The organism is Nostocoides vanveenii (genome assembly GCF_039531165.1).
GTDB lineage: Bacteria > Actinomycetota > Actinomycetes > Actinomycetales > Dermatophilaceae > Nostocoides_A > Nostocoides_A vanveenii.
In genome coordinates, this window is record NZ_BAAAPN010000107.1 from 89,631 (window position 1) to 107,431 (window position 17,801).

Genomic DNA, 17,801 nt, shown 5'->3' on the forward strand with positions numbered 1-17,801 from the left:
TCCAGCAGGGTCTACCTTGCTGGACGTCACCTAACGTGTGCTGAGTCGGCACCGACCACCTCGAACGCGGATTGCCTCAGGCCATCCTGACCACGAGGTCGGCCGATTCGCGCCCGGCGATCACCAGGCGGGCGTTGGCCTCGTCATTGCGCATCACCCATTCACGCGCATCCTGCGGGGACTTGCCGAAAAGCACGTGCCGGGCGATAAGCCGGTCGAGCCGCACCTCCTGATCGACGTCGACGAACCAGACCTCGTCGCACGCCGCCCGCGTCCGCGGCCACGGATCATCCTGCAACAGAAGGTAATTCCCTTCCGTCACGACGATATCGATCTCCGGCTCGACGGCGATGGCGCCGGCCAGGGGCTGCTCCAGGTCGCGCTCGAAGTTCGGTGCATAGATCGCCCGATCCCGGTCCCCGCGAAGCCGTTCCAGCAACACGGCATACCCGTCACCATCGAAGGTCGGCGGAGCGCCCTTGACCCGCCGCAGGCCGAGCCGGTTGAGCTGCACGTCGGCGAGGTGGAAGCCGTCCATCGGCACCTGGGCTGCGGCCACGCCCGCGGCTATCAGCTCCCCGACCACGGCCGCGGCGAGCGTGGACTTGCCCGCGCCCGGCGCGCCGACGACGCCGATCACGGTGCGCCTCCCCACGGGGCGCGGCCGCGCGAGCACGCGGGCAACCAACTCGCGCAGGCTGGGATCGAGGTCCATGGGCAGTAGTCCTAGCACTGCGCGGCCGCGAGTCAACGCACACGTGACGGACGCACAGCTCGGCTATGTCCTCGAACGCGCCGCCGACGTCCTGCTCGGCCGCGAGGCACCGCACACGTGACGAACGCCCCGACGCGGATGGTCGAGGCGTTCGGCTGGCGGAGGTGCTGAGACGCCATTCAAACAGAGGTCCAACAGAGGAACATCTCACGGCAGCCGCTTCTGCTGCTCTTCGTGAGCGCCGCGAGGAGCGGTGGGTGCCGCGGAACGGAGTCGTGCAGCAGCGGAGTCGACTGACACCCGTGGAGGTTGCGGCGATGGCCCAGGACTACCGCGCGGGCGTCGGGTCGTACAGGCTAGCGCGGAAGTACGGGGTCTCGGAGAGCACCGTGCTCGCTCGGCTTCGGGCGAGCGGGATCGACACCTCCATCACCGAGACCGAACTGCGGCAACGAGCAGAAGACGCAGCTGCCATGGTCCGACTCCGTGAGGCTCGATGGACTTACAAGGCCATTGGAGAGAGATTTGGGATCACGCGGCAGGGGGTGGCGAAACGGATCAGCGCTCAGGAGTCTTCGAGTAGTTGACTCTTGGCCGCTGCGATGAGTCCCGGTACCGCCGCGACTCTCTCCTTTGTCCACTCCTGGTCGGGATCGGGCTCGGCTACTGCGACTGCGAGGCTCGTGTACAGGAAGGCGGCGTGTGACCAATCTTGGACTCGTCCGACACCGAAAGGGTCCATCAGGAAGCGGCGATCGGTAAGTTCGTCGTTCACTCCGGAAGTAAGCACGGCACCCTCTACAGCGGCCGCGCCCAGGATCACGAACTGCTTGAGGTCCTCATCAAGTACGCCGGGCCGAATTCGGTACCCGAGGAGCAGAAGCATGAGTCGGTAGAAGGTCTCCATGTGGTCTCTGAAGCCGTCCTCCGAGGCCCTCAATGCAGTCTCTAGAGTCTGCTTGTAGCCACCGTCCGGCAGAGTGAGGTAGGCAGCATGGATGGTCATGTAGATCTGCCAGTCGCGTCGCTCCCGCAGCGCGACGAAGTTCTGCTCGGCACCCCGGCGGCACATCTCGATGAAGACGCGGCGGCGGCCCTCAGAACTCGCAAACATGTCGATGTGATCTTCGGCTGCCGCAATAACCGCCTTGGGGGTGCCGGTGTCATAGGCGCCTGACACGGGGTGTGACGTCCCAGCGAGTCGGAGGAGGAGGTCGGCGTAGTACTGCTCCTTGCGCGGCCAGCGCTTGTAGACGGCCGACCGAGATACACCAGCCTCTGTGATGACGTCTTCCAGGCGCAGGAGGTCAAAACTGATACGCAGGCCGGCGTCCGCGACCATGCGCTCGCCGGTTTCCAACATCCGCTCGATCGTCTCCTCCTCGCTGAACCGCTGACGGGGCGCGCCGAGCCCAAAGGGATCGTCGAAGCTTGCGTCCATGTGATCTACCTCATATCAGACACGATGTCTGATGTCTTGTGTCGTGAGTCGTGCATCTGTAGTGTGAGGAACACGCTACCAGCGGCGACGGAGAACCGGAGAGGCTGGCAACAGGAGCCGAGAGGCTCTCGGATCGAGGCCCGCGAGGAGGTGATTCGAGTGGGCGACCAGAACGAAGGCGTGATCTATCAACGTGGTCCCGGTGGCGCGACCCCTTCAGGTCAATCCATCGATGGAGTTGATGGCGCATACGGCACCATCGGGGCCAGCGAGCACGTGTCGCAGTACGGTCAGGGTTGGCACCGCTCCTGGGACAACCCCGGCGGCGAGAATGATCACACAACTGATCACGCGACCAGGAACATCACACAGAACTAGCTGAATACGAATAGCCTCCCGAGCGCTTCAGCTCAGGAGGCTATTCGTTTATAATTGTCCATGGGTGAAGCAGCGTTGGATCGTTGCCGTGCACCGCGGTGCACATGAAAGTCGATGGGTAATCCCCGAAATGGCACCATCGAATTTGAGCATGGTCAGTTCGAGTCTGACCCACCCAGGTAATGAATGGGGCACTCCAGCGGTGCCCCATTCCGCTCTACGAAGTCTATTGATCATCAACGCTCCGACGACCTTTATAAGCCGGATCTCTTCCCGTCACGGCGCGAAACCCATCCTCGGTCGAGCAACTCTTTACGAGCCACTTGACCCACGCCTCGGTGTATCCATAGGAGCGGCTCAGCGCGTCGTAAACGGAGTACTTTTCGTCGGTCCGCTCAGGGTGCAGATCGCCCTTTGGCGGCCGTATCCCCTTGATTTGCCATGCTCGTAGGAAGTGATGGCTGGTGAACACGTAGGGCACCGCCTCCGCAACCTTCTGCTGTGCCTCGCCGGGCTTCAGGAGGCCGTGGCCCACCACTCGTCGCTGCTGCTCTCGCACGATGGTCCGACCACTCTTGCCGAGCAGTTCGGCTGCAACCCTTTCTTCCGGGCTCATGTCGTCCCAACGTGTGAATTTGATTGCAAGAGCTTCAGGTGCCTTCGAGACCTGCAGGACAACGTTAAGTCGAAGCTCAAACCGGTCGTCGTCGCTGACGGACTCGGGGAGACCTGAGTGGTACTCGGCAATGAAGCGCTTGAGTGCGGCGGGAAGCCGATCGCGCAACGCGATCAAGGCTCGTTCACCTTCAGGCGTAAAGCTTCCAATGAATACTGGGAATCGAAGAACCGTGGCAAGCGAGTACTGGTTCCCGAACGTCGAGGTCAGTTCGTGCTCGAAGTTGAGGAGCAGCGCCTGAGCGTGCCCACTAACCGCTTCCGAAAGCTGACGATCAGTGTGGTCATGGCGGTGCTCAATCCGATTACGCAGAGCGATGAAGAACTCAAGGTTTCGCCGCACCGGATCGTCGGCGTCTGACCAACGCTCCTCGGCACACCTTGCCAACTCCCAGCGTTTGTACTCGCCATCAACCCTTTCGAATTGCCGAGGGTTGTTGCGTCGCCGGTAGCGGAACTCGATCCCGTCTCGGACGAAACGAGCGTGCAGAAGGTACAGCCAGGCGACGTGCATGTGGACGACGAAAGCCTCGAACGATCGAGGCTCGATCGGATCATTGAAGAGCCGGACAGCCAGCGTTGCTTCGCGGCGTGCTGCGTCCAATGTCGGTGTCCAACGAGGCGGCCGAGGCATTTCTCCGCGCCTCAGAACTCGGATGCCATGTGCTCACGCTCTTCGAGCGAGGCAAGGAGTTGGTCGGTGACCTCGCCAATGCAATCCTTCAGCCCGTTCAGCCCGCTGGTCGGTGTGGCACTTACCACCCGCACCCGCGAGACTTCGGACGTCCCGATCCGCGGTGCGACGGCGCAAGTCACAAGATCGACTCCGGCTACTGCAGGAACGCATGTCGGATCGTCCGAACGTCGAATGCCGTAGAGGTACTTGGCGCTCTCCTCTAGCACTTGTTCGGGGAGAATCGATGCCCAAGACTTGGCGTCGATCACGGCAAAGGCAGCGACGTCGCCTCGCGTAACGGTCAGCAACAGGTCTGGGGCCAATGTCTCGGCTACGAGGGCATGCAAGCGCACCCCGGCAATGTCCGTGCCGCTTCGGGCGATCACTGGTTTGATCCACAGCGCGATGATCGCCTCGTCCGACTCCCAAGTCGCCGACGCGCCAGACTCCGAAACAGTCCAAGGCCCGAACCGGGCGTCGAGCACGCGTCGTACTGTGATGGCCAACCATGCCTCATAGAGCTCGTCGGTATCGAGGAACGGCACCACGCCGGTTCCGCGCCGAGTGGACTGCAGCTCCGCTAGCGTCCGCATACAGGCCGCAGCGAAGGCGACGAACGGCGTGGGCCAGGACGAAGGGTCGGGATCTCGGGAGCCGGCCGGCGCAGTGGCCACGCGCGCCACCGTCGCGATAGGATCGAAGACGGGCCGAAGCAGTCCAACCTGATCCTCAGGAAGGCTGGACCGAACGACGTCAATAACTGTCGTGGCCAAGGTTGAGACCGTGACTGAGGTCAAATTGCGCCGAGCACCGCGCCAACGTGCGCTTTGCGATACCAGCATCTGATCGTCGCGCTCGTGCACCGCGCCTCGGGCTTCAGCAGACCGCTCGGTCCCCATGAGATCCTCGACGCCCCCGATCACCCCCACCGGTAACCATGTCCGTTGCCGATCCAGCACAGTCGGCCACGAGGACAGCAGCATGCCCGCAGCGTTGGCGCAGGCGGTCAGCGATTGCCAATCCCGCAGCGTTTCGACCGCTCCCATGACTTCGGGCGCACCGAAAGTTCCTGCAACCCGCGCAATGGCCATGCGCGCCTGCCGCCAGGAGCTCAGTTCGGCGCCCGCCTCCCACAGCAGCCGTAGGTCTTCCTGAGTGAAGCGACCATTGGAGGGGATCGTCAGTTCGGCGAACTCGATGTCACGGTCGACGACCTCTGGCAGTGTGAGGGTGCCCGCTAGCGCCCGCTCAGGCGGCTCGTAGATGACGAAATCGTCGCCAATGGGTTCGAGTACCAACCCATAGGGCAAAAGCGGCGTGAGTATGCGTCCTGCCAAGGCCCGCTCCGCAACCTCACGTCCACCTCGAACGTAGCGAATCTTGCTCAGGTCAACGCACCCCAGAAGTCGGGCGGTGGTCCGAACTGCTGCGCCCTCGTGACCTGCTCAAGGCGTGCCAGTCTAGGGGCGAGCAGGCCGCTGCGTTGTTCCGACTTGAACACAGACAGGGCGCTGCCGAACTCCTTGGCCGACAGCGCGGGCAGCACGAAGTGCAGCAGGGCGTTGTCTGCCGCTGCCTCGACTACGGGATTACCCAATTCCGGCTCTGTCACGCCGAGCAGCTCGGCATACCACGACATGTAGATGAGACTGCGCTGCAGCGGCCGGTGGGCGATAACGTCGGAACCGAGCACGCTGCGGAGGATGACCGCCCGCTCCTTTAGTGCCTGCTGGAAGACGTCACTCCCGGTCTCGCTGTAGCGATCGAAGGCTAGGGTTGGTCTCCCTATAAGCGCCGCCGCTGGCCCGGTGCCCTCCTCAACTGGCGGGTGTACAAGGGTGTCTGCAGCGGCAAGCGCAGTGTCGAAGCTCGGGGCCTCCATGAGGATGACGCATGCACGCGAAACCACCTTGCGCGCCGGAGCCGGTGAGTCCGCATCCACGTTAATCGTCGCAAAGAACCGCGGGTAGGGACCGAGCTCCAGTACTCTCGGGACCTCCTGTTCCGACTGCTGCTTCACGCTCCCGACCTGGTTATGGAGCGGGATCGCCAGCGTCTTGGCTTCCAGTCCGCCGAGGCCATGCACCAGCGGAGACAGGTAGCCCTCGATCGGGGATAGGTTGGCTTCCTCGACAGCCACCATCGGCGACGTCGTTCCGTCAGCCACCGCGACGTCGAGCAACAGCTGGAGCGGCTCCAACACCTGGAACGTCTTGTCGGCCAGGTGCGAGAAGTAGCCGAAAAACTCCTCACGCTTGGCCAGCAGGCGGGACGAGTCGAGGCGGGCACGGCGGTCCGGCGGCGCAAAGAACGCGGCGAGCGCCGAGGCCATGAGCGACTTGCCGCTACCGCTCGGCCCGGCCATGATGATCAGCTGCGAGGATAGGGCGGCCGCTAGCAGGTCGACCATTTCCTCGTCGGACTCGGTCGCAATGCCATGGTGATTGAGAAAACTGCGGAACTGCTCAGGGAGTTGTTCAACGTCTTCGACGGTGATGTCGGGTTCCTGCGCGACCTGGCTACCGCGTTCCGTCAAGGTGGTCTCCGGGGGCCCCAGTTCTGAAGCCATCAAGAGCGAAGGTGACCACTCAGGGGAGCCGAGCACCGGCACGGCGAGTTCGACATCTGCCGTGATCGTGTTGAACTCATCCGGCGTCATTCCGAGGAAGTCCCGCGCGGCTGCATGCAGCTCATCTCGACTCGGCTCCGCGTCCCACTCGTGGTTGCGCGTCACCAGCACGGCAAGCGCGTCCCGGCCAGGCAAAGGATCTTCGGTCGTGTCCTGATCGAGGTGCTGGACGGCTATTTCGGCAGCGTCGGGCAACAACCCCTCACCGAAGTAGCCACGCCCGTTGTTGGTGGAGCTGGGGTTGAACAGCGCAGTTTGGCTTTGGTCGCGCGTCCCCGTGTTCCAGACAGTACTGCGGCCAGAGTCCTTGACCTTCAGCCAGCGCACCTTAGAACTGAGATCGATGAAGGGGTTGATGCGTCCCTTCGGATGCTCGGGGATGAGAGCGAACAGATCCTCCACGCTCTGGTTCACGCCCGCAATGGTGAGACCGTGGCCGGCTGCCTCTGCCCGCTTGGCGGCGAGGTAGGTCGACAGCCAGTTGGCACGGTACTTGTTGCTCCCAGCATGCAGGCTGAGCTGGCGTAGCGCAGACTCAAGGGACGTCTCGGAGCACCGGGCTGTCACTGGCCTTCCCCCCGATACGTGATGTCTGCTGCCAGATGCCTCATGCCACGAGTGTAGGCAGCCAGACCGACAGCGCTCCGAACGCTGGCATGCACGGAGACTGAGTGTCGGTGCCCACTGGCACCCTCTCCCGTGCCAAGGTATGACAAACGACGGAAGTGACTCGCCCATGCCCAAGCGCACACCCGTGCCTCTGCCAGACATCAAGCCTCAGACACCCGTCGCCGCCCTCGATCGCGACGCGTGGGCAGATCGGCAGGAGACCTTCGAGGTGAACGACGTTGCCCCTCTGGTGGGCATGTCTGTGACGTTCATCCGCAAGGTCGTCGGTCACCGAGGCGCACTTTCGACGAACGACGTCCTCCTGCTGCTGGATCAGGATGCTTACGCCGAGACCTTTGTCAAGCGGTCACAGGTCTTGGACTTCCTCTGCCTTCGCAAGGACGAGGTGAACGATCACCACGACCCGATTTCGGTCGAGACCCATGTTCTCATCACACAGAGCGTCACCGATGCCCTCTCACGCATCGAGTCCAGAACAGTTCAGTGCGTGGTGACCTCAACGCCGTACTGGGGCATGCGAATCTATGACGACTCCACCCCTGTGACCTGGGCAGATGGAGAGACCAGCATCTACGGACATGAGCAGACACCTGAAGGGTTCATTAGGCATACGGTTCAGATTCTGTGGCAGCTCCAGCGTGTGCTGACTCCGGACGCCTCAGTCTGGTGGAACCTCATGGACACTTACAACACGCGCACTCAAATCAGAGGCTCCGCGGTTGAGGCGCTGCGCGCCATGCAGGGGCACGATGACCGCAAGTGGTCCGAGCATGAGGCGCGGCGGCACAGTGCCGGACACTCGTACCTAAAGGATGGCGAGCAGTCGATGATCCCGGCACGGGTTGCCGAGCGCGCCAGCCGAATTGGCTACCACGTGAAGAGCGTGATCACTTGGGCCAAGCAGAGCAGTCTTCCTGAACCGCAGAACTCGCGAGTAAGCCGCGGACTGGAATACATCCTTCATCTTTCGCCAACACGGACTCCCAAGTTCGACAAAACCGCCTACCGGCGCGTGCAGCCCTCCTTGGGTGGGCGCGCTGTCGGCTACGAGCCGGACAAGTTAACCGACGTCTGGGTGATGCCCACCTCCGCCGGGGGCGGCGGGCACGGTGCTCAGTTCCCGATGGCGCTCCCAGGGCGGTGTATCGCTCTTACAACCTCCCCAGGTGATGTAGTTCTTGACCCATTCGTTGGAAGTGGGAACTCGGGAGTAGTAGCACGATGCACCGATAGGCGCTTTGTCGGCATCGATGTATCACCAGCATACATTGCCACATCTGAGGAGCGGATTAATGCGATCACAGCAAGTCGCTTCGGTAGTGACTCTAGTCCCGCTCCCGATACTCGTGGAACACAACGGTTCCCTATGACGGATGTCGGCTAATAGGAGGTCAGACTCGACCATGAACGCGAACGCCTGAGCTAGGATATAATAGGAGGGCAGATGAAAATACCCGCAGATCCGAACGACTTTGACGCAATTCTTCAGCCAATATGGGAATTCCTGGCTACCCAGGCAGATGTCGCCAAGGCAGATGTCATTTTCGTCTTCGGTGGTTTGGGCAACGAGATACCTCAACGGGCTACGGAGCTGTTCAAGCTGGGGGTTGCGCCGGTGTGCCTGGTTACAGGGTCATCCGGGCCTTTAACCGCAGGCGTGTACACCAAGTCAGAAGCAGAAGTCTTCGCCGACGAGATGGTCAAGGAAGGCGTCCCCGCACAATCCATATTTGTAGAAAGGTCAGCGAGAAACACCGGACAAAACGTTGCTTTTGGGATGGCGATGCTGCGCAATCTCAATATTCCAACCACGCGAGTTGCGATCGTATGCAAGGCCTTTCTTGCACGCCGCGCGATGCTCACATTCCAACAACAGTGTCCGCAAGTCCAAACCTTGCCGCTCCCTCCCGTAGGCACTCCATCCAAAATGCTCGATCGCAGCCAAGAGGATTTTGCTCAACGCCTCCTCGATGAGCTCACCAGGCTAACTGACTACGCTGAGGCAGGCTATATAGCCGCCACAGATATACCTAGAAGCGTCACAGCAGCCGCGGAAGCAGTCAGAGCGATGCTGAGCCAGTGAAGCACGTCAACGTGCGCCGCTGGGGCAATGTCATCTTCTCCGTGCTCACAACGGGCCTGATCGTTGCTGCGATTACACTTCCACCATCGCACATTCCCCAATTTACTGAAACTCAAAGCGCGACAGTATTCGCTTCAGCCATCACGCTAGCTACAACACTCGGCGGTCTCTTGGGACTGATCTTCTTCATAACCGCACAAGTGCGACCCTCGGGCCTAGGAAACGCTGGATTGAGAATTCTCTACCGGGACCAAACATTTCCGACAGTAGTCGCTGCGCTAGTTATAACGTTGACCGCATCGATCCTTGGCCTGGCCATCCGCAGCAGCGACATGATGTGGAGTGGCCGCCTAGCCTGTATCGCTCTTGTCGGGTGCCTCTTCGTCACCTGGTCTGCGGTCCCGATATCGATGCTTGCCTACGAGAATATGCGGCCCGATACGGCCGCCAAGAAAATTCTTCAAGACTTAAACGCTAACACAGTTGCTCGATACGGTCTTGTTGACATCTTGCGAGGGGAGACCGGGCAGGTCACCATTTCCCTGCGTAGTGATGGTCTTGACTATTCAAGACATGATCCCTTACGGGCCTTCCATGAGCTCGTGCAGCAGGCGATACTCGCGAAGGACCGGCTACTTCTCGGAAATTTGCTCAGCCTACTATTTGAGCGCGTTGCGAAGATCCTCGATGCGCCATGGCCATCAGATTCACTCGCGTCGGCCGATTGGCGAATCCGAGCAAAGATTCGCTCCAGAATTAGGTTCCCGCAGGACGACCAACTTGCCGTGGCGGTGCACGCACTCCACTACGTGGTCCGCCTAGCCCGAAACCTGAAGAGGGATTGGGGATCTCTAGACGTTGGACGTCACAGCGCAGAATACAACATTGCCAAGTTTGCCGCTTGCTTGGCAGCGCGACATGGCACGGAAGCTATTGGCTCCGTCGCGTTAACAGCGATAGCCCGGATCTCTCTCGAATACAAGGACATCACGCCATACGGAAGAGTCGAACCGCTGAACCTTCTTTCACGGACTATTAGAGCGCTCGATGCCAGTAATAGATCTACGGAGGTTTCACTTGCCTTGAGTCTGATCGCGCTGATCGAGTGCAACACCAAGCAACTATCAGACGGGCGCGGAGATCCGCTGTATGCGACTCTTACGCCCGAACACACCATGAGACTGGATGCAATCAGGCGGGACTGGGGTGAAGAGCTCTGGAAAAGCAAAATCAAGGACGTGGACCCATGGCGGGCATGATGTTCACTCTGCAATCGCCGGCAGCATCCGCCTCAGTCTTTTCAAATAGGACTCTCCAGAGTTCGTCACATGCGAATAGTTTCGCATCATTGCGATGCCCCTCGCGATTCTAACCGCGGCTCCGGCGAGAACCTCGTCGGCGGGCAATCCGAAGGCAGCAGCTAGTTCTTGCGTCTTTGCTCTCGCCACTTGTCCTACATTGCCAGACTCGGCACCAGGAAAGAATCGTATTAACCAGGCTGCGCACCAATTTCCTATTTCTAGGCCAAGAGGAGCCAGGCCCACATGGCCGAAATCACACACCCGGATGCCGAACGCGTCACGCAGTAGGTTTCCCGGAGACAGATCGCCATGCGCGACTATCGGCGTAACCGCGCCGGCCCAGAGTGTGTCTAGAGCTTCTTCCAGAAGCTTGTACTCGCGTGGCAAGAGATGCCGTGATGCGGAGTACACGGTGTCGAAATATTCGAGTCTCCACTCAGGCAAATCAACTACTGGAACCGACTTGAAGTGGACCCTTGTCGACAAGCTGGAGATTGGATCAGACCCTGGCGTAAGGACAGGTCCAATGGGGGCCCATGTGCCTCCGCCAGCCCTCGTTAACGTTGTTGGCCGGTTTTGTGGCCCCTGGACCACCTCTTCCGCATTCTTGGATACTACGAGCTCGACTCTGGGCCATGCAAGATGCCGTACCGCCGCCACTCTGGCCCTAACGGCGCGATCTGTGTGTCTTGCGGGGTTCCAAATGCGCAGAAAGTAGTCGCCAGAAGTGGTCGAAATTCGAACGCTTCTATCTACAGAGCCAGCGAAGTCAATCACCGAAGTAGGCGAACCAATATCCCATGCCTCGCAAGCGAAGTTGCCAATAACCTCTAGCGCTTCCATAAAAGGGGCCCAACAGAATACTTGTGGCTGAGTATCATCATGGTCCTCTGCGCACCTTGAATTGCGTGTCTCCGGTGGTAACCGGCCGTATTCAAGGCTACCAGTGTGCCTGGATCAAGCTCATTGAAGGTGACAACGTCGAACGCGGCCTCAAGTAGCGAGGGATTCGCGCAGACTCGGACGCTTCGATCGGACTTCGCTGCCTTGCGCCGCTTCGAAGACCTGATACTCGACTGATATTCTTCTCTCAACTTGACAGCGGACAGCTTATGTGATCTTGCCAAATATTGCAGGGACATGTTCGACTCGGTCGACCCAAATGGATAGTAGAAGAACTTTAGAATGGGGCGAGAAAGATCTGCATGCCACTGGTCCTGGCGGTCCCGTGTGAACCATGAGTCCAATTCTTGTCCCAAGTCCCCTAGCACGCGGACCGAGTCGGGCAATTCGCTTTCTGGATCTGCTTCGTGTCGTTGTATCCAAAGAGCGCAGTTCGGTGGTTGCCCGACGTGGCGCCCGAAGAACCAGCGCGTCAAGTCTTCGATCTGCGCTGATTCCAAGAGCTCTCCGAGAGGAGTGTGATCAGGCGAGAATGGTAGTTTCGTGGTGTCTATTCGGACGGAGGTTCTTCGTGGACTATCGAGCGTTCGCTCAATTCGGCGGATGTACTGCTGAATGCGATCAGAGGCACTTTCGCTGAGAACGTTCGGCAGGATTGCGTACCCCAGTTCACGCAGGGAGGATTGATGCCGGGATGCCGGCTCCGCGCGTCCATCGCCGGATAGCGAGTGGCCAACGAGGGTGCGAATGACCTGAGCGCCGAGCGTGTTAGCTATTGGTCCACCCCGGTGGGGACGGTGTCGGGGTAGTTCAAGATGTGGCTCTACTCTCATACTTCACTCTCAAAGGAATATGCCCTGGACGTGTACTCCACGGTCTGCACTGGTCCTGGAGGGAGACTTCGTAAACATGTATCAGATAGGTGCAAGTCGGAATCTGGCAGATGGTGTGTGAAGGTGACGTGAAGCTCGCCTCTGTAGAACCAGCTCGCATCTTGCGCAACGTTGCGAATCGCAGTTGTTCTTGCAGAAGTGACGCTTGAAGCAAGTGAATGGCCCACCTGGTTCCATAAGAGCAACAGAGATCCTCGTGCCACTAGTACCCGCCTGAACTCGGCTAGCGCTTTCGGCTGGTCGAACTGATGGAATGAGCTCGGGCAAATGAGCACGTCGACCGAGCCGGGCTCAATTGGAAGAGCTTCGGCTCTTCCGAGCGTCGGAGTGGAGGCGGGGCAGCGAGCCCTAATTCTTTCGATCATGGCGGGGCTTGCGTCGATGGCGTGATAGCTCCGCCATGGTGCGAGTTTGGCTGTGGCGTCAATAGTGAAATTGCCAGGCCCGCATCCGACTTCGAGAATGTTAGGTGCGCCGGTCTGAAATTGGGCCCGAATCCACGACATCGTCAGGTCTGGATAGCCGGGGCGAAGTTCTTGGTACGCCAACGCGTGCATTCTTGAGTACGTCATGTCATTTCTTAGGATTTGCGAACGGGCTATGCGAGCTTCTCATCTTGGCGAGCGAGGTCTTTCGTCTGCGAATCGTGCTCTCGCTATACCCTCGCCGCCTCAGCAGCGAGTAGTACTGCTTCTCCTCTCGCTCAGTGAGCGCCAGCACGTCCTTGTCGCGCGCCACCGCCCACTCAAACCAGTCCTGGAGGTCGGCCCAGTAGGCCCGTGCGGTGTTGTAGCCGTAGTCGAGCAGTAGCTCCTCGCGCAGGTCGAAGAAGCGCTGCCAGTGCGCAGGGATGTCGTGGGGGTAGGTCGGCGCGAACTCCATCGTGTTCTCCGGGTAGCGGAGCGCGCTGGAGGCCATAGCGCGAGGTTAGCGCCTGCACCCGCCCTCGCGCATCGGTTCTTTGCCACAAGATGCCGGTCCGGTGGCCAGGCTGCTGCTATCACGCTCATGCTTTTCTGGCGCTGACCTGCAGATTTACCGTCGATGATGTCGCCTTCGCTGTTCTCAGAGCTCCCACACGGGACTCCGGCAGGGCGAGATCGGAGGAGTGGGTATGTCCCAACTCCAGCCCTACACCGGCGGTGGCGCGGTGTCGTCACCGCTGTCTCGTCAGGGTCGAGCTATCGGGCGGATCGTCGGTGGTGCTGAACTGGCCACCGTCCGTGTCGTGGCCGCGGTCCACGTCCAACAGGCGCGGCTCGACGCGCTCGACCAGGTGACGTCGCGCGCCATGCAGGGCGTTGCTCTGGTGGCGCAGGCCGAGGCGCAGCTGGCCGAGGCCGTGCCCCACGCGGCTGGCCGGATTCGGCACATCGCCAACGCTCACACCATGGTGCTGGCGGGCGAGGTGGCGAGCTTCTCGCGTCGGTTGCCGTCGTGACCGCCTTCCTCGTCGTGCTCGCCGTCGTCGTTCTGGCGGCGCTGGCGTGGCTGGTTCTTTCCGGTTCGCTGACGGCGGCCCGGGCAGACGCCAAGCGTCGTCAGGTCTTCGCCGAGCAGGCCCAAGCCGAGGCGCGGATCCAGATGCACACGCATGCGGCGCTCAACGAGCTGTACGAGGCGTCACGTCGGCGCTTCGACGGCTCGTAGACACCGCGACTGAGCCCGTCATCAGGTGGCCGGTCAGGAGCGAAGAGCGGCGGCTACCGCCTTCGCTTCCTGACCGGCCCGGGTGGACGAGTCCGCAGAGCACACCAACCGCATTCGCAGCAGCACCTCTTCACAGCACTTCTTCGAATCCAGGAAGGAGGGCGAGGCAGTCATGTCCGCTCCCACGATGTCATTTCCATTCCCACCCGACAACCACGACGACTCGACCGAGGTCGACCGTGACTCGGCGCTGTCGTGCGACGCCGTGCAAACCATGCTGGCGCGGGTCGAGGTCGCCAAGTTCGTCCGTCGGACGGCCAAGGCGACGGCCGCCGACGTCGGCTTCGGCTGGATCGCTATCCCCGATGCGCCGTCAACCTACCAACAGTTGCGCGGGGCCTATGCCGCCAGCCAGGCGACCGGTCAGCCGTTGCCTATCTCCAGCCTGAACAACGAGGACTCGGTCTTCCTGAAGCCGGAAGACAACATCGCCTTCCGGTTCTGGCACGACGTCTCCCATGTCCGGCTCGGGCTGTCCTTCGCGCTGGCAGATGAGCTGGAGCTCGCCACCTGGCATCTGGCGCAGGCCGAGCTGGCGGGGTTCGCGCCGGGCAGTCTCGGCTACCGCCTACTCGAAGCCGACCATGTCGGGCAGGTACTCATGCAGGCCCTCGGTGGCCGGTTCCCGTTCAACCAGGAAGCCTTCGTCCTGACCTACGCCCGGCACGGCGTTGGGCTCGGTTTGCTCGCTGAGCTGCGGCGAATCCCCGGCCTGAACGAGGACAGCACCGCCCTCGTGACCACGCGACCCAACGAAGATGGGGCCGACCGGTGAGCGGGCAGGAAGACCCGGGCTCGTGGGTGGGCCGGCTGTTCGGCTGGTGTCTCCTGGCGCTCCTGGCTGCCATGGCGCTCTACGGGGCGGTGTCCATCGTGCGGTCGATCTGGCTGTTCCTGTGCATCGACCTGGCCGTGGCGGCGGTCATCGCCGCCGTCTGGCGGCTCCTTTCCAGCCGTTACCGAGGGTGGTGAGCTCTCGGAGATGGATGCCTGCCGGTCGCTGTTGTGGAATACACAACCTGTATTGACTTTTCACAATCGTGAATTCATAGTCAGCGCCACGATTCGCGATTTCACAATTGTGAAAGTGCTGGAGTCGGCCAACCAATTCATGCGAGGAAAGGAGGTGAGCCATGCCCACACCTGACGACAATGACAACGACAAGAATGCGCCCTACCGCAGTGCCAGGAGGGCAGCGCGCAAGCGCCCGCCCAGATACACCCGGGCGCAGGAGCGGCGGCTGACCATCCGTTCCGAGCAACGCGAGACGCCCGATGTACGCAAGATTGCGCGGGCCATCATCGCGATGGCCATGGCAGAGCACGAGGCCGAAGAATCGCGTGACACCAAGCGCGGTGACAGCGATGCGCGGCAGATATCACGCGGCGAGGACGCCCATGAATAGGCGCGGCCCGTTCGTCTGGACGCGGCTCGATCTGCCGGCACCGATCACGGTCGAAGCCGCGAGGGCGGCCATCAGCACGTTGGCAGGACTGCCCGGTCAACCACGACTGGTGCTCGAAGCCTGCGGTAGCAAAAGCCAGGTGACCTGGCGCGTGGGTGCCGAAAGCGCGACCGCTCGCCGGGCTGTCGCCGCCATGACGCATCAGATGCCGGAACTACGGGGACAAGAAGTCAGCGGACAGGGGCCGTCTTCTACGCTCGCGGCGGCGGTGCGGCTACCGGGGCATCGCCGCGTCGCGCTCGACGTGACCGCGACCGAGTCGGTGGCTCGCAGCGTGCTAGGCGCGCTCAGCGGGGCTCGGGCCGATGAGGTGGTGAGGCTGCAGGTTGTGCTCGGCCCACGGCATCGCCCGCGACAACTGGGTGAGGTGGCGGCGTCAGAGCGGACCCGTCTGACGGCCAAGTACGGCGAGCATCGGTTCTCGTGTGAACTGCGGATCGGTGCGACCGCGGAGGATCCGGCCCGAGCCAAGAGACTGGTTAGCACGACCGCTGCCAGTTTGCGCTGCCTCGAAGTGCCCGGGCTGGCGCTGCACCTCAAACGCAGCAGTCTGCGGGCTATCGACGAGGCCCGCGATCCACTGTTCTGGCCGCTGGAACTGGGCGTCAGTGAAGTGGTCAGCATCCTCGGCTGGCCCATCGCCGCCAAGCCCGAGACGGTGCTACCCGGCGTGCCCTCACCGCACCCACGACTCCTACCCGTCGATGCCCGCATCCCTGACCGTGGCCGACTGCTGGGGGTATCGACACTGGAGCGAAGCCGAGCGCTGGCACAAGGAGTCGAGGAAGCCAAGCGCGTCACCCACGTCATGGGCCCGATGGGAGTCGGCAAGTCCGTGCTCATCACCCGGCTAGCGCTGGCCGATGCCGCCGCCGGGCGCGCCGTCGTCCTCATCGACGGCAAGGGCGACACGCTGACGGACTTCGCGTCGCGGCTGGACCCATCCCGGCACGACGACGTGGTCTGGATCGACCCGACCGACGAGGCACCGGTCGGCATCGACGCCTTCCGCGGCGAGCCCGAGCGACAAGCCGATATCCTCTACGGCGTCTTCCGGGGCCTGTACGGGGAAGCATTGGGGCCACGCAGCAGCGACTTGCTTCACGCCGGACTGCTCACCCTCGCTCGGGCTGGTGACTGCTCGCTGTCGATGCTGCCGCTGCTGTTCACCAGCCCACGGTTCCGTCGCAGCATCACAGGCAAGGTCAGTACTGCCGACCCACTGGGACTTGGTGCGGTCTGGGCATGGTTCGAAGCCATCTCCGATGCCGAGCGCACCCAGGTGGTCGCCCCGATCCGCAACAAGCTCGACCCGCTGCTGTCCCTGCGCCCGGGACTACGCGCGATGTTCGGACAGACCACACCCAGGTTTGCGCTCAGCGACCTGTTCACCGAGCCCAGCAAGCGGCCCATCCTGCTGGTCAACCTCGGATCGGCCGAACTCGGCCCGGAGGGCGCCAGGCTACTCGGGTCGGTGCTGCTGGCGCTTATCTGGCAAGCCGCGCAGTCCCGGACACGGCTCCCAGCCTCGGCACGACACCCGGGGATGCTCTACATCGATGAGTTTCAGGACGTCGTCCGACTCGGCGACCTCTCCGACGTCATGAGCCGAGCCCGCGGCCTCGGGTTGGCCTTCACCGTGGCTCATCAGAGCCTGAGTCAAGTCCCGCCGAGCGTGAAGGCGGCCCTGCTGTCGCTGGCCCGTTCGCGCATTTGCTTCCAGCTAGCCCCAGCTGATGCCAAGGAGATCGCCGCGACCACTGGTGGGGTCTTGACGGCCCGGGACTTCCAAGAGTTGCCCGCTTTCACGGCCTACGCCTCGCTGCTGGTCGGCGGCGACCGGACGCCCTGGTGCAGCCTGTCCACCGAGCCGCTACCCCGAGCGAGCCCCGACGCGGCGGCCATCCGGACGGCCTCACGGACGCGCTACGGGCGCCTGGTTGCCGAAGTCGAAGCCGAGCTCTACCGCGTGGCCGGCTACAGCGCCGATGCCGCGACTGAGCCAACCTTCGGTCGGACCCGCCGGGCAACGGGACAATGCGGAGGTGCCGCATGAGTGCGCCGGAACCGCTCTGGCAACGGCGAGTCGGCGACGCCTATGTCCCGGGTCAGGGGCTACCGCTCGGTCTGCCGGTCACCTCGAGTAACGACGAAGTGTCCTTGCAGGTCAGGGACGAGTTTCCCGCGCCAAGGGAGCCGAATACTTCGTCCGTTTCCACTCCCTCAGTCCGCTCGGGCGTGGGAGGGCGCCGGGTCAGCCGCCGCGCCCTGGCACGCCTCGCCACGAACCTGTCCGAACGG

The 17,801-nt window shown here is 62.1% G+C and carries 20 protein-coding genes; 11 read left to right on the plus strand and 9 right to left on the minus strand.

The annotated features are described in order from the left end of the window. Positions 1-76 precede the first annotated feature (76 nt). Positions 77-715: a nucleoside/nucleotide kinase family protein gene (locus ABD209_RS19470; RefSeq protein ID WP_344069678.1), complete on the minus strand. Its 639-nt coding sequence runs from the start codon at positions 713-715 to the stop codon at positions 77-79. On the opposite strand from ABD209_RS19470, the gene ABD209_RS19475 reads away from it, so the two are divergent. Next, positions 714-836 carry a hypothetical protein gene (locus tag ABD209_RS19475; RefSeq protein WP_344069681.1) on the plus strand — a complete coding sequence of 41 codons (123 nt, stop codon included), beginning with the start codon at positions 714-716 and terminating at the stop codon, positions 834-836. The genes ABD209_RS19470 and ABD209_RS19475 overlap by 2 nt on opposite strands. A 444-nt stretch (positions 837-1,280) precedes the next feature. Here ABD209_RS19475 and ABD209_RS19480 read toward each other — a convergent pair whose 3' ends face one another. Beyond that, positions 1,281-2,156, minus strand: coding sequence for a TetR/AcrR family transcriptional regulator (locus ABD209_RS19480; protein WP_344069683.1), 876 nt, complete (start codon positions 2,154-2,156; stop codon positions 1,281-1,283). Between the two features lie 159 nt (positions 2,157-2,315). On the opposite strand from ABD209_RS19480, the gene ABD209_RS19485 reads away from it, so the two are divergent. Further along, complete coding sequence (locus ABD209_RS19485) at positions 2,316-2,534, plus strand: hypothetical protein (protein ID WP_344069686.1); 219 nt, start codon at positions 2,316-2,318, stop codon at positions 2,532-2,534. 226 nt (positions 2,535-2,760) lie between these two features. Here the strand turns inward: ABD209_RS19485 and ABD209_RS19490 are convergent, their stop codons facing one another. From ABD209_RS19490 to ABD209_RS19500, 3 genes are read right to left on the minus strand one after another with little or no spacing between them, the layout of a single operon-like run. Then, positions 2,761-3,813: a DUF3644 domain-containing protein gene (locus tag ABD209_RS19490; RefSeq protein ID WP_344069690.1), complete on the minus strand. Its 1,053-nt coding sequence runs from the start codon at positions 3,811-3,813 to the stop codon at positions 2,761-2,763. A gap of 41 nt (positions 3,814-3,854) precedes the next feature. Continuing rightward, the gene (locus tag ABD209_RS19495) at positions 3,855-5,222 is read right to left on the minus strand and encodes a hypothetical protein (RefSeq protein ID WP_344069693.1); all 1,368 of its coding nucleotides are present in this window, start codon (positions 5,220-5,222) and stop codon (positions 3,855-3,857) included. Between the two features lie 47 nt (positions 5,223-5,269). After that, positions 5,270-6,928 (minus strand): hypothetical protein, encoded by a 1,659-nt coding sequence (locus tag ABD209_RS19500; protein ID WP_344069695.1) that lies wholly within the window; start codon positions 6,926-6,928, stop codon positions 5,270-5,272. Positions 6,929-7,250: 322 nt separating this feature from the next. Between ABD209_RS19500 and ABD209_RS19505 the strand changes: the two genes are divergently transcribed. From ABD209_RS19505 to ABD209_RS19515, 3 genes are read left to right on the plus strand one after another with little or no spacing between them, the layout of a single operon-like run. After that, positions 7,251-8,528, plus strand: coding sequence for a DNA-methyltransferase (locus tag ABD209_RS19505; protein WP_344069698.1), 1,278 nt, complete (start codon positions 7,251-7,253; stop codon positions 8,526-8,528). Between the two features lie 60 nt (positions 8,529-8,588). Next, positions 8,589-9,227, plus strand: a complete 639-nt coding sequence (locus ABD209_RS19510) for a YdcF family protein (RefSeq protein WP_344069700.1) — start codon at positions 8,589-8,591, stop codon at positions 9,225-9,227. Next, positions 9,224-10,486: a hypothetical protein gene (locus tag ABD209_RS19515; RefSeq protein WP_344069702.1), complete on the plus strand. Its 1,263-nt coding sequence runs from the start codon at positions 9,224-9,226 to the stop codon at positions 10,484-10,486. The genes ABD209_RS19510 and ABD209_RS19515 overlap by 4 nt, the downstream gene beginning before the upstream one ends. Positions 10,487-10,489: 3 nt before the next feature. On the opposite strand, the gene ABD209_RS19960 is transcribed toward ABD209_RS19515, so the two are convergent. The 3 genes from ABD209_RS19960 to ABD209_RS19520 form a co-directional block, all read right to left on the minus strand. Next, a complete protein-coding gene (locus ABD209_RS19960) occupies positions 10,490-11,371 on the minus strand; it encodes a phosphotransferase (protein ID WP_425564743.1) in 882 nt (293 codons plus the stop codon). Positions 11,372-12,260: 889 nt separating this feature from the next. Further along, complete coding sequence (locus ABD209_RS19965) at positions 12,261-12,896, minus strand: class I SAM-dependent methyltransferase (RefSeq protein WP_425564744.1); 636 nt, start codon at positions 12,894-12,896, stop codon at positions 12,261-12,263. Position 12,897: 1 nt separating this feature from the next. Continuing rightward, the gene (locus ABD209_RS19520; protein WP_344069705.1) at positions 12,898-13,242 is read right to left on the minus strand and encodes a site-specific integrase; all 345 of its coding nucleotides are present in this window, start codon (positions 13,240-13,242) and stop codon (positions 12,898-12,900) included. 196 nt (positions 13,243-13,438) lie between these two features. On the opposite strand from ABD209_RS19520, the gene ABD209_RS19525 reads away from it, so the two are divergent. Next, the gene (locus tag ABD209_RS19525) at positions 13,439-13,765 is read left to right on the plus strand and encodes a hypothetical protein (protein ID WP_344069708.1); all 327 of its coding nucleotides are present in this window, start codon (positions 13,439-13,441) and stop codon (positions 13,763-13,765) included. Further along, positions 13,762-13,974 (plus strand): hypothetical protein, encoded by a 213-nt coding sequence (locus ABD209_RS19530; protein ID WP_344069711.1) that lies wholly within the window; start codon positions 13,762-13,764, stop codon positions 13,972-13,974. Before ABD209_RS19525 ends, ABD209_RS19530 begins: the two co-directional genes overlap by 4 nt. Positions 13,975-14,007: 33 nt before the next feature. On the opposite strand, the gene ABD209_RS19535 is transcribed toward ABD209_RS19530, so the two are convergent. Beyond that, positions 14,008-14,148 (minus strand): hypothetical protein, encoded by a 141-nt coding sequence (locus ABD209_RS19535; protein WP_344069714.1) that lies wholly within the window; start codon positions 14,146-14,148, stop codon positions 14,008-14,010. Positions 14,149-14,161: 13 nt separating this feature from the next. On the opposite strand from ABD209_RS19535, the gene ABD209_RS19540 reads away from it, so the two are divergent. From ABD209_RS19540 to ABD209_RS19555, 4 genes are all read left to right on the plus strand, one after another. Further along, a complete protein-coding gene (locus ABD209_RS19540) occupies positions 14,162-14,809 on the plus strand; it encodes a hypothetical protein (protein ID WP_344069717.1) in 648 nt (215 codons plus the stop codon). Further along, on the plus strand, positions 14,806-15,006 hold the full coding sequence (locus tag ABD209_RS19545) for a hypothetical protein (RefSeq protein WP_344069720.1): 201 nt from the start codon (positions 14,806-14,808) through the stop codon (positions 15,004-15,006). Before ABD209_RS19540 ends, ABD209_RS19545 begins: the two co-directional genes overlap by 4 nt. Before the next feature lie 161 nt (positions 15,007-15,167). Further along, positions 15,168-15,440, plus strand: coding sequence for a hypothetical protein (locus ABD209_RS19550; RefSeq protein WP_344069723.1), 273 nt, complete (start codon positions 15,168-15,170; stop codon positions 15,438-15,440). After that, entirely contained in the window at positions 15,433-17,556 is a 2,124-nt protein-coding gene (locus ABD209_RS19555) for a type IV secretory system conjugative DNA transfer family protein (protein ID WP_344069726.1), read from the plus strand. The genes ABD209_RS19550 and ABD209_RS19555 overlap by 8 nt, the downstream gene beginning before the upstream one ends. Positions 17,557-17,801 lie beyond the last annotated feature (245 nt).

Bases quoted from the DNA above. Each gene is read 5' to 3' on its own strand.
- ABD209_RS19475 (WP_344069681.1), top strand. From the start codon at position 714: ATGGGCAGTAGTCCTAGCACTGCGCGGCCGCGAGTCAACGCACACGTG.
- ABD209_RS19470 (WP_344069678.1), bottom strand. From the start codon at position 715: ATGGACCTCGATCCCAGCCTGCGCGAGTTGGTTGCCCGCGTGCTCGCG.
- ABD209_RS19480 (WP_344069683.1), bottom strand. From the start codon at position 2,156: ATGGACGCAAGCTTCGACGATCCCTTTGGGCTCGGCGCGCCCCGTCAG.
- ABD209_RS19505 (WP_344069698.1), top strand. From the start codon at position 7,251: ATGCCCAAGCGCACACCCGTGCCTCTGCCAGACATCAAGCCTCAGACA.
- ABD209_RS19510 (WP_344069700.1), top strand. From the start codon at position 8,589: ATGAAAATACCCGCAGATCCGAACGACTTTGACGCAATTCTTCAGCCA.
- ABD209_RS19960 (WP_425564743.1), bottom strand. From the start codon at position 11,371: ATGGAAGCGCTAGAGGTTATTGGCAACTTCGCTTGCGAGGCATGGGAT.
- ABD209_RS19965 (WP_425564744.1), bottom strand. From the start codon at position 12,896: ATGACGTACTCAAGAATGCACGCGTTGGCGTACCAAGAACTTCGCCCC.
- ABD209_RS19520 (WP_344069705.1), bottom strand. From the start codon at position 13,242: ATGGCCTCCAGCGCGCTCCGCTACCCGGAGAACACGATGGAGTTCGCG.
- ABD209_RS19525 (WP_344069708.1), top strand. From the start codon at position 13,439: ATGTCCCAACTCCAGCCCTACACCGGCGGTGGCGCGGTGTCGTCACCG.
- ABD209_RS19535 (WP_344069714.1), bottom strand. From the start codon at position 14,148: ATGACTGCCTCGCCCTCCTTCCTGGATTCGAAGAAGTGCTGTGAAGAG.
- ABD209_RS19540 (WP_344069717.1), top strand. From the start codon at position 14,162: ATGTCATTTCCATTCCCACCCGACAACCACGACGACTCGACCGAGGTC.
- ABD209_RS19550 (WP_344069723.1), top strand. From the start codon at position 15,168: ATGCCCACACCTGACGACAATGACAACGACAAGAATGCGCCCTACCGC.
- ABD209_RS19555 (WP_344069726.1), top strand. From the start codon at position 15,433: ATGAATAGGCGCGGCCCGTTCGTCTGGACGCGGCTCGATCTGCCGGCA.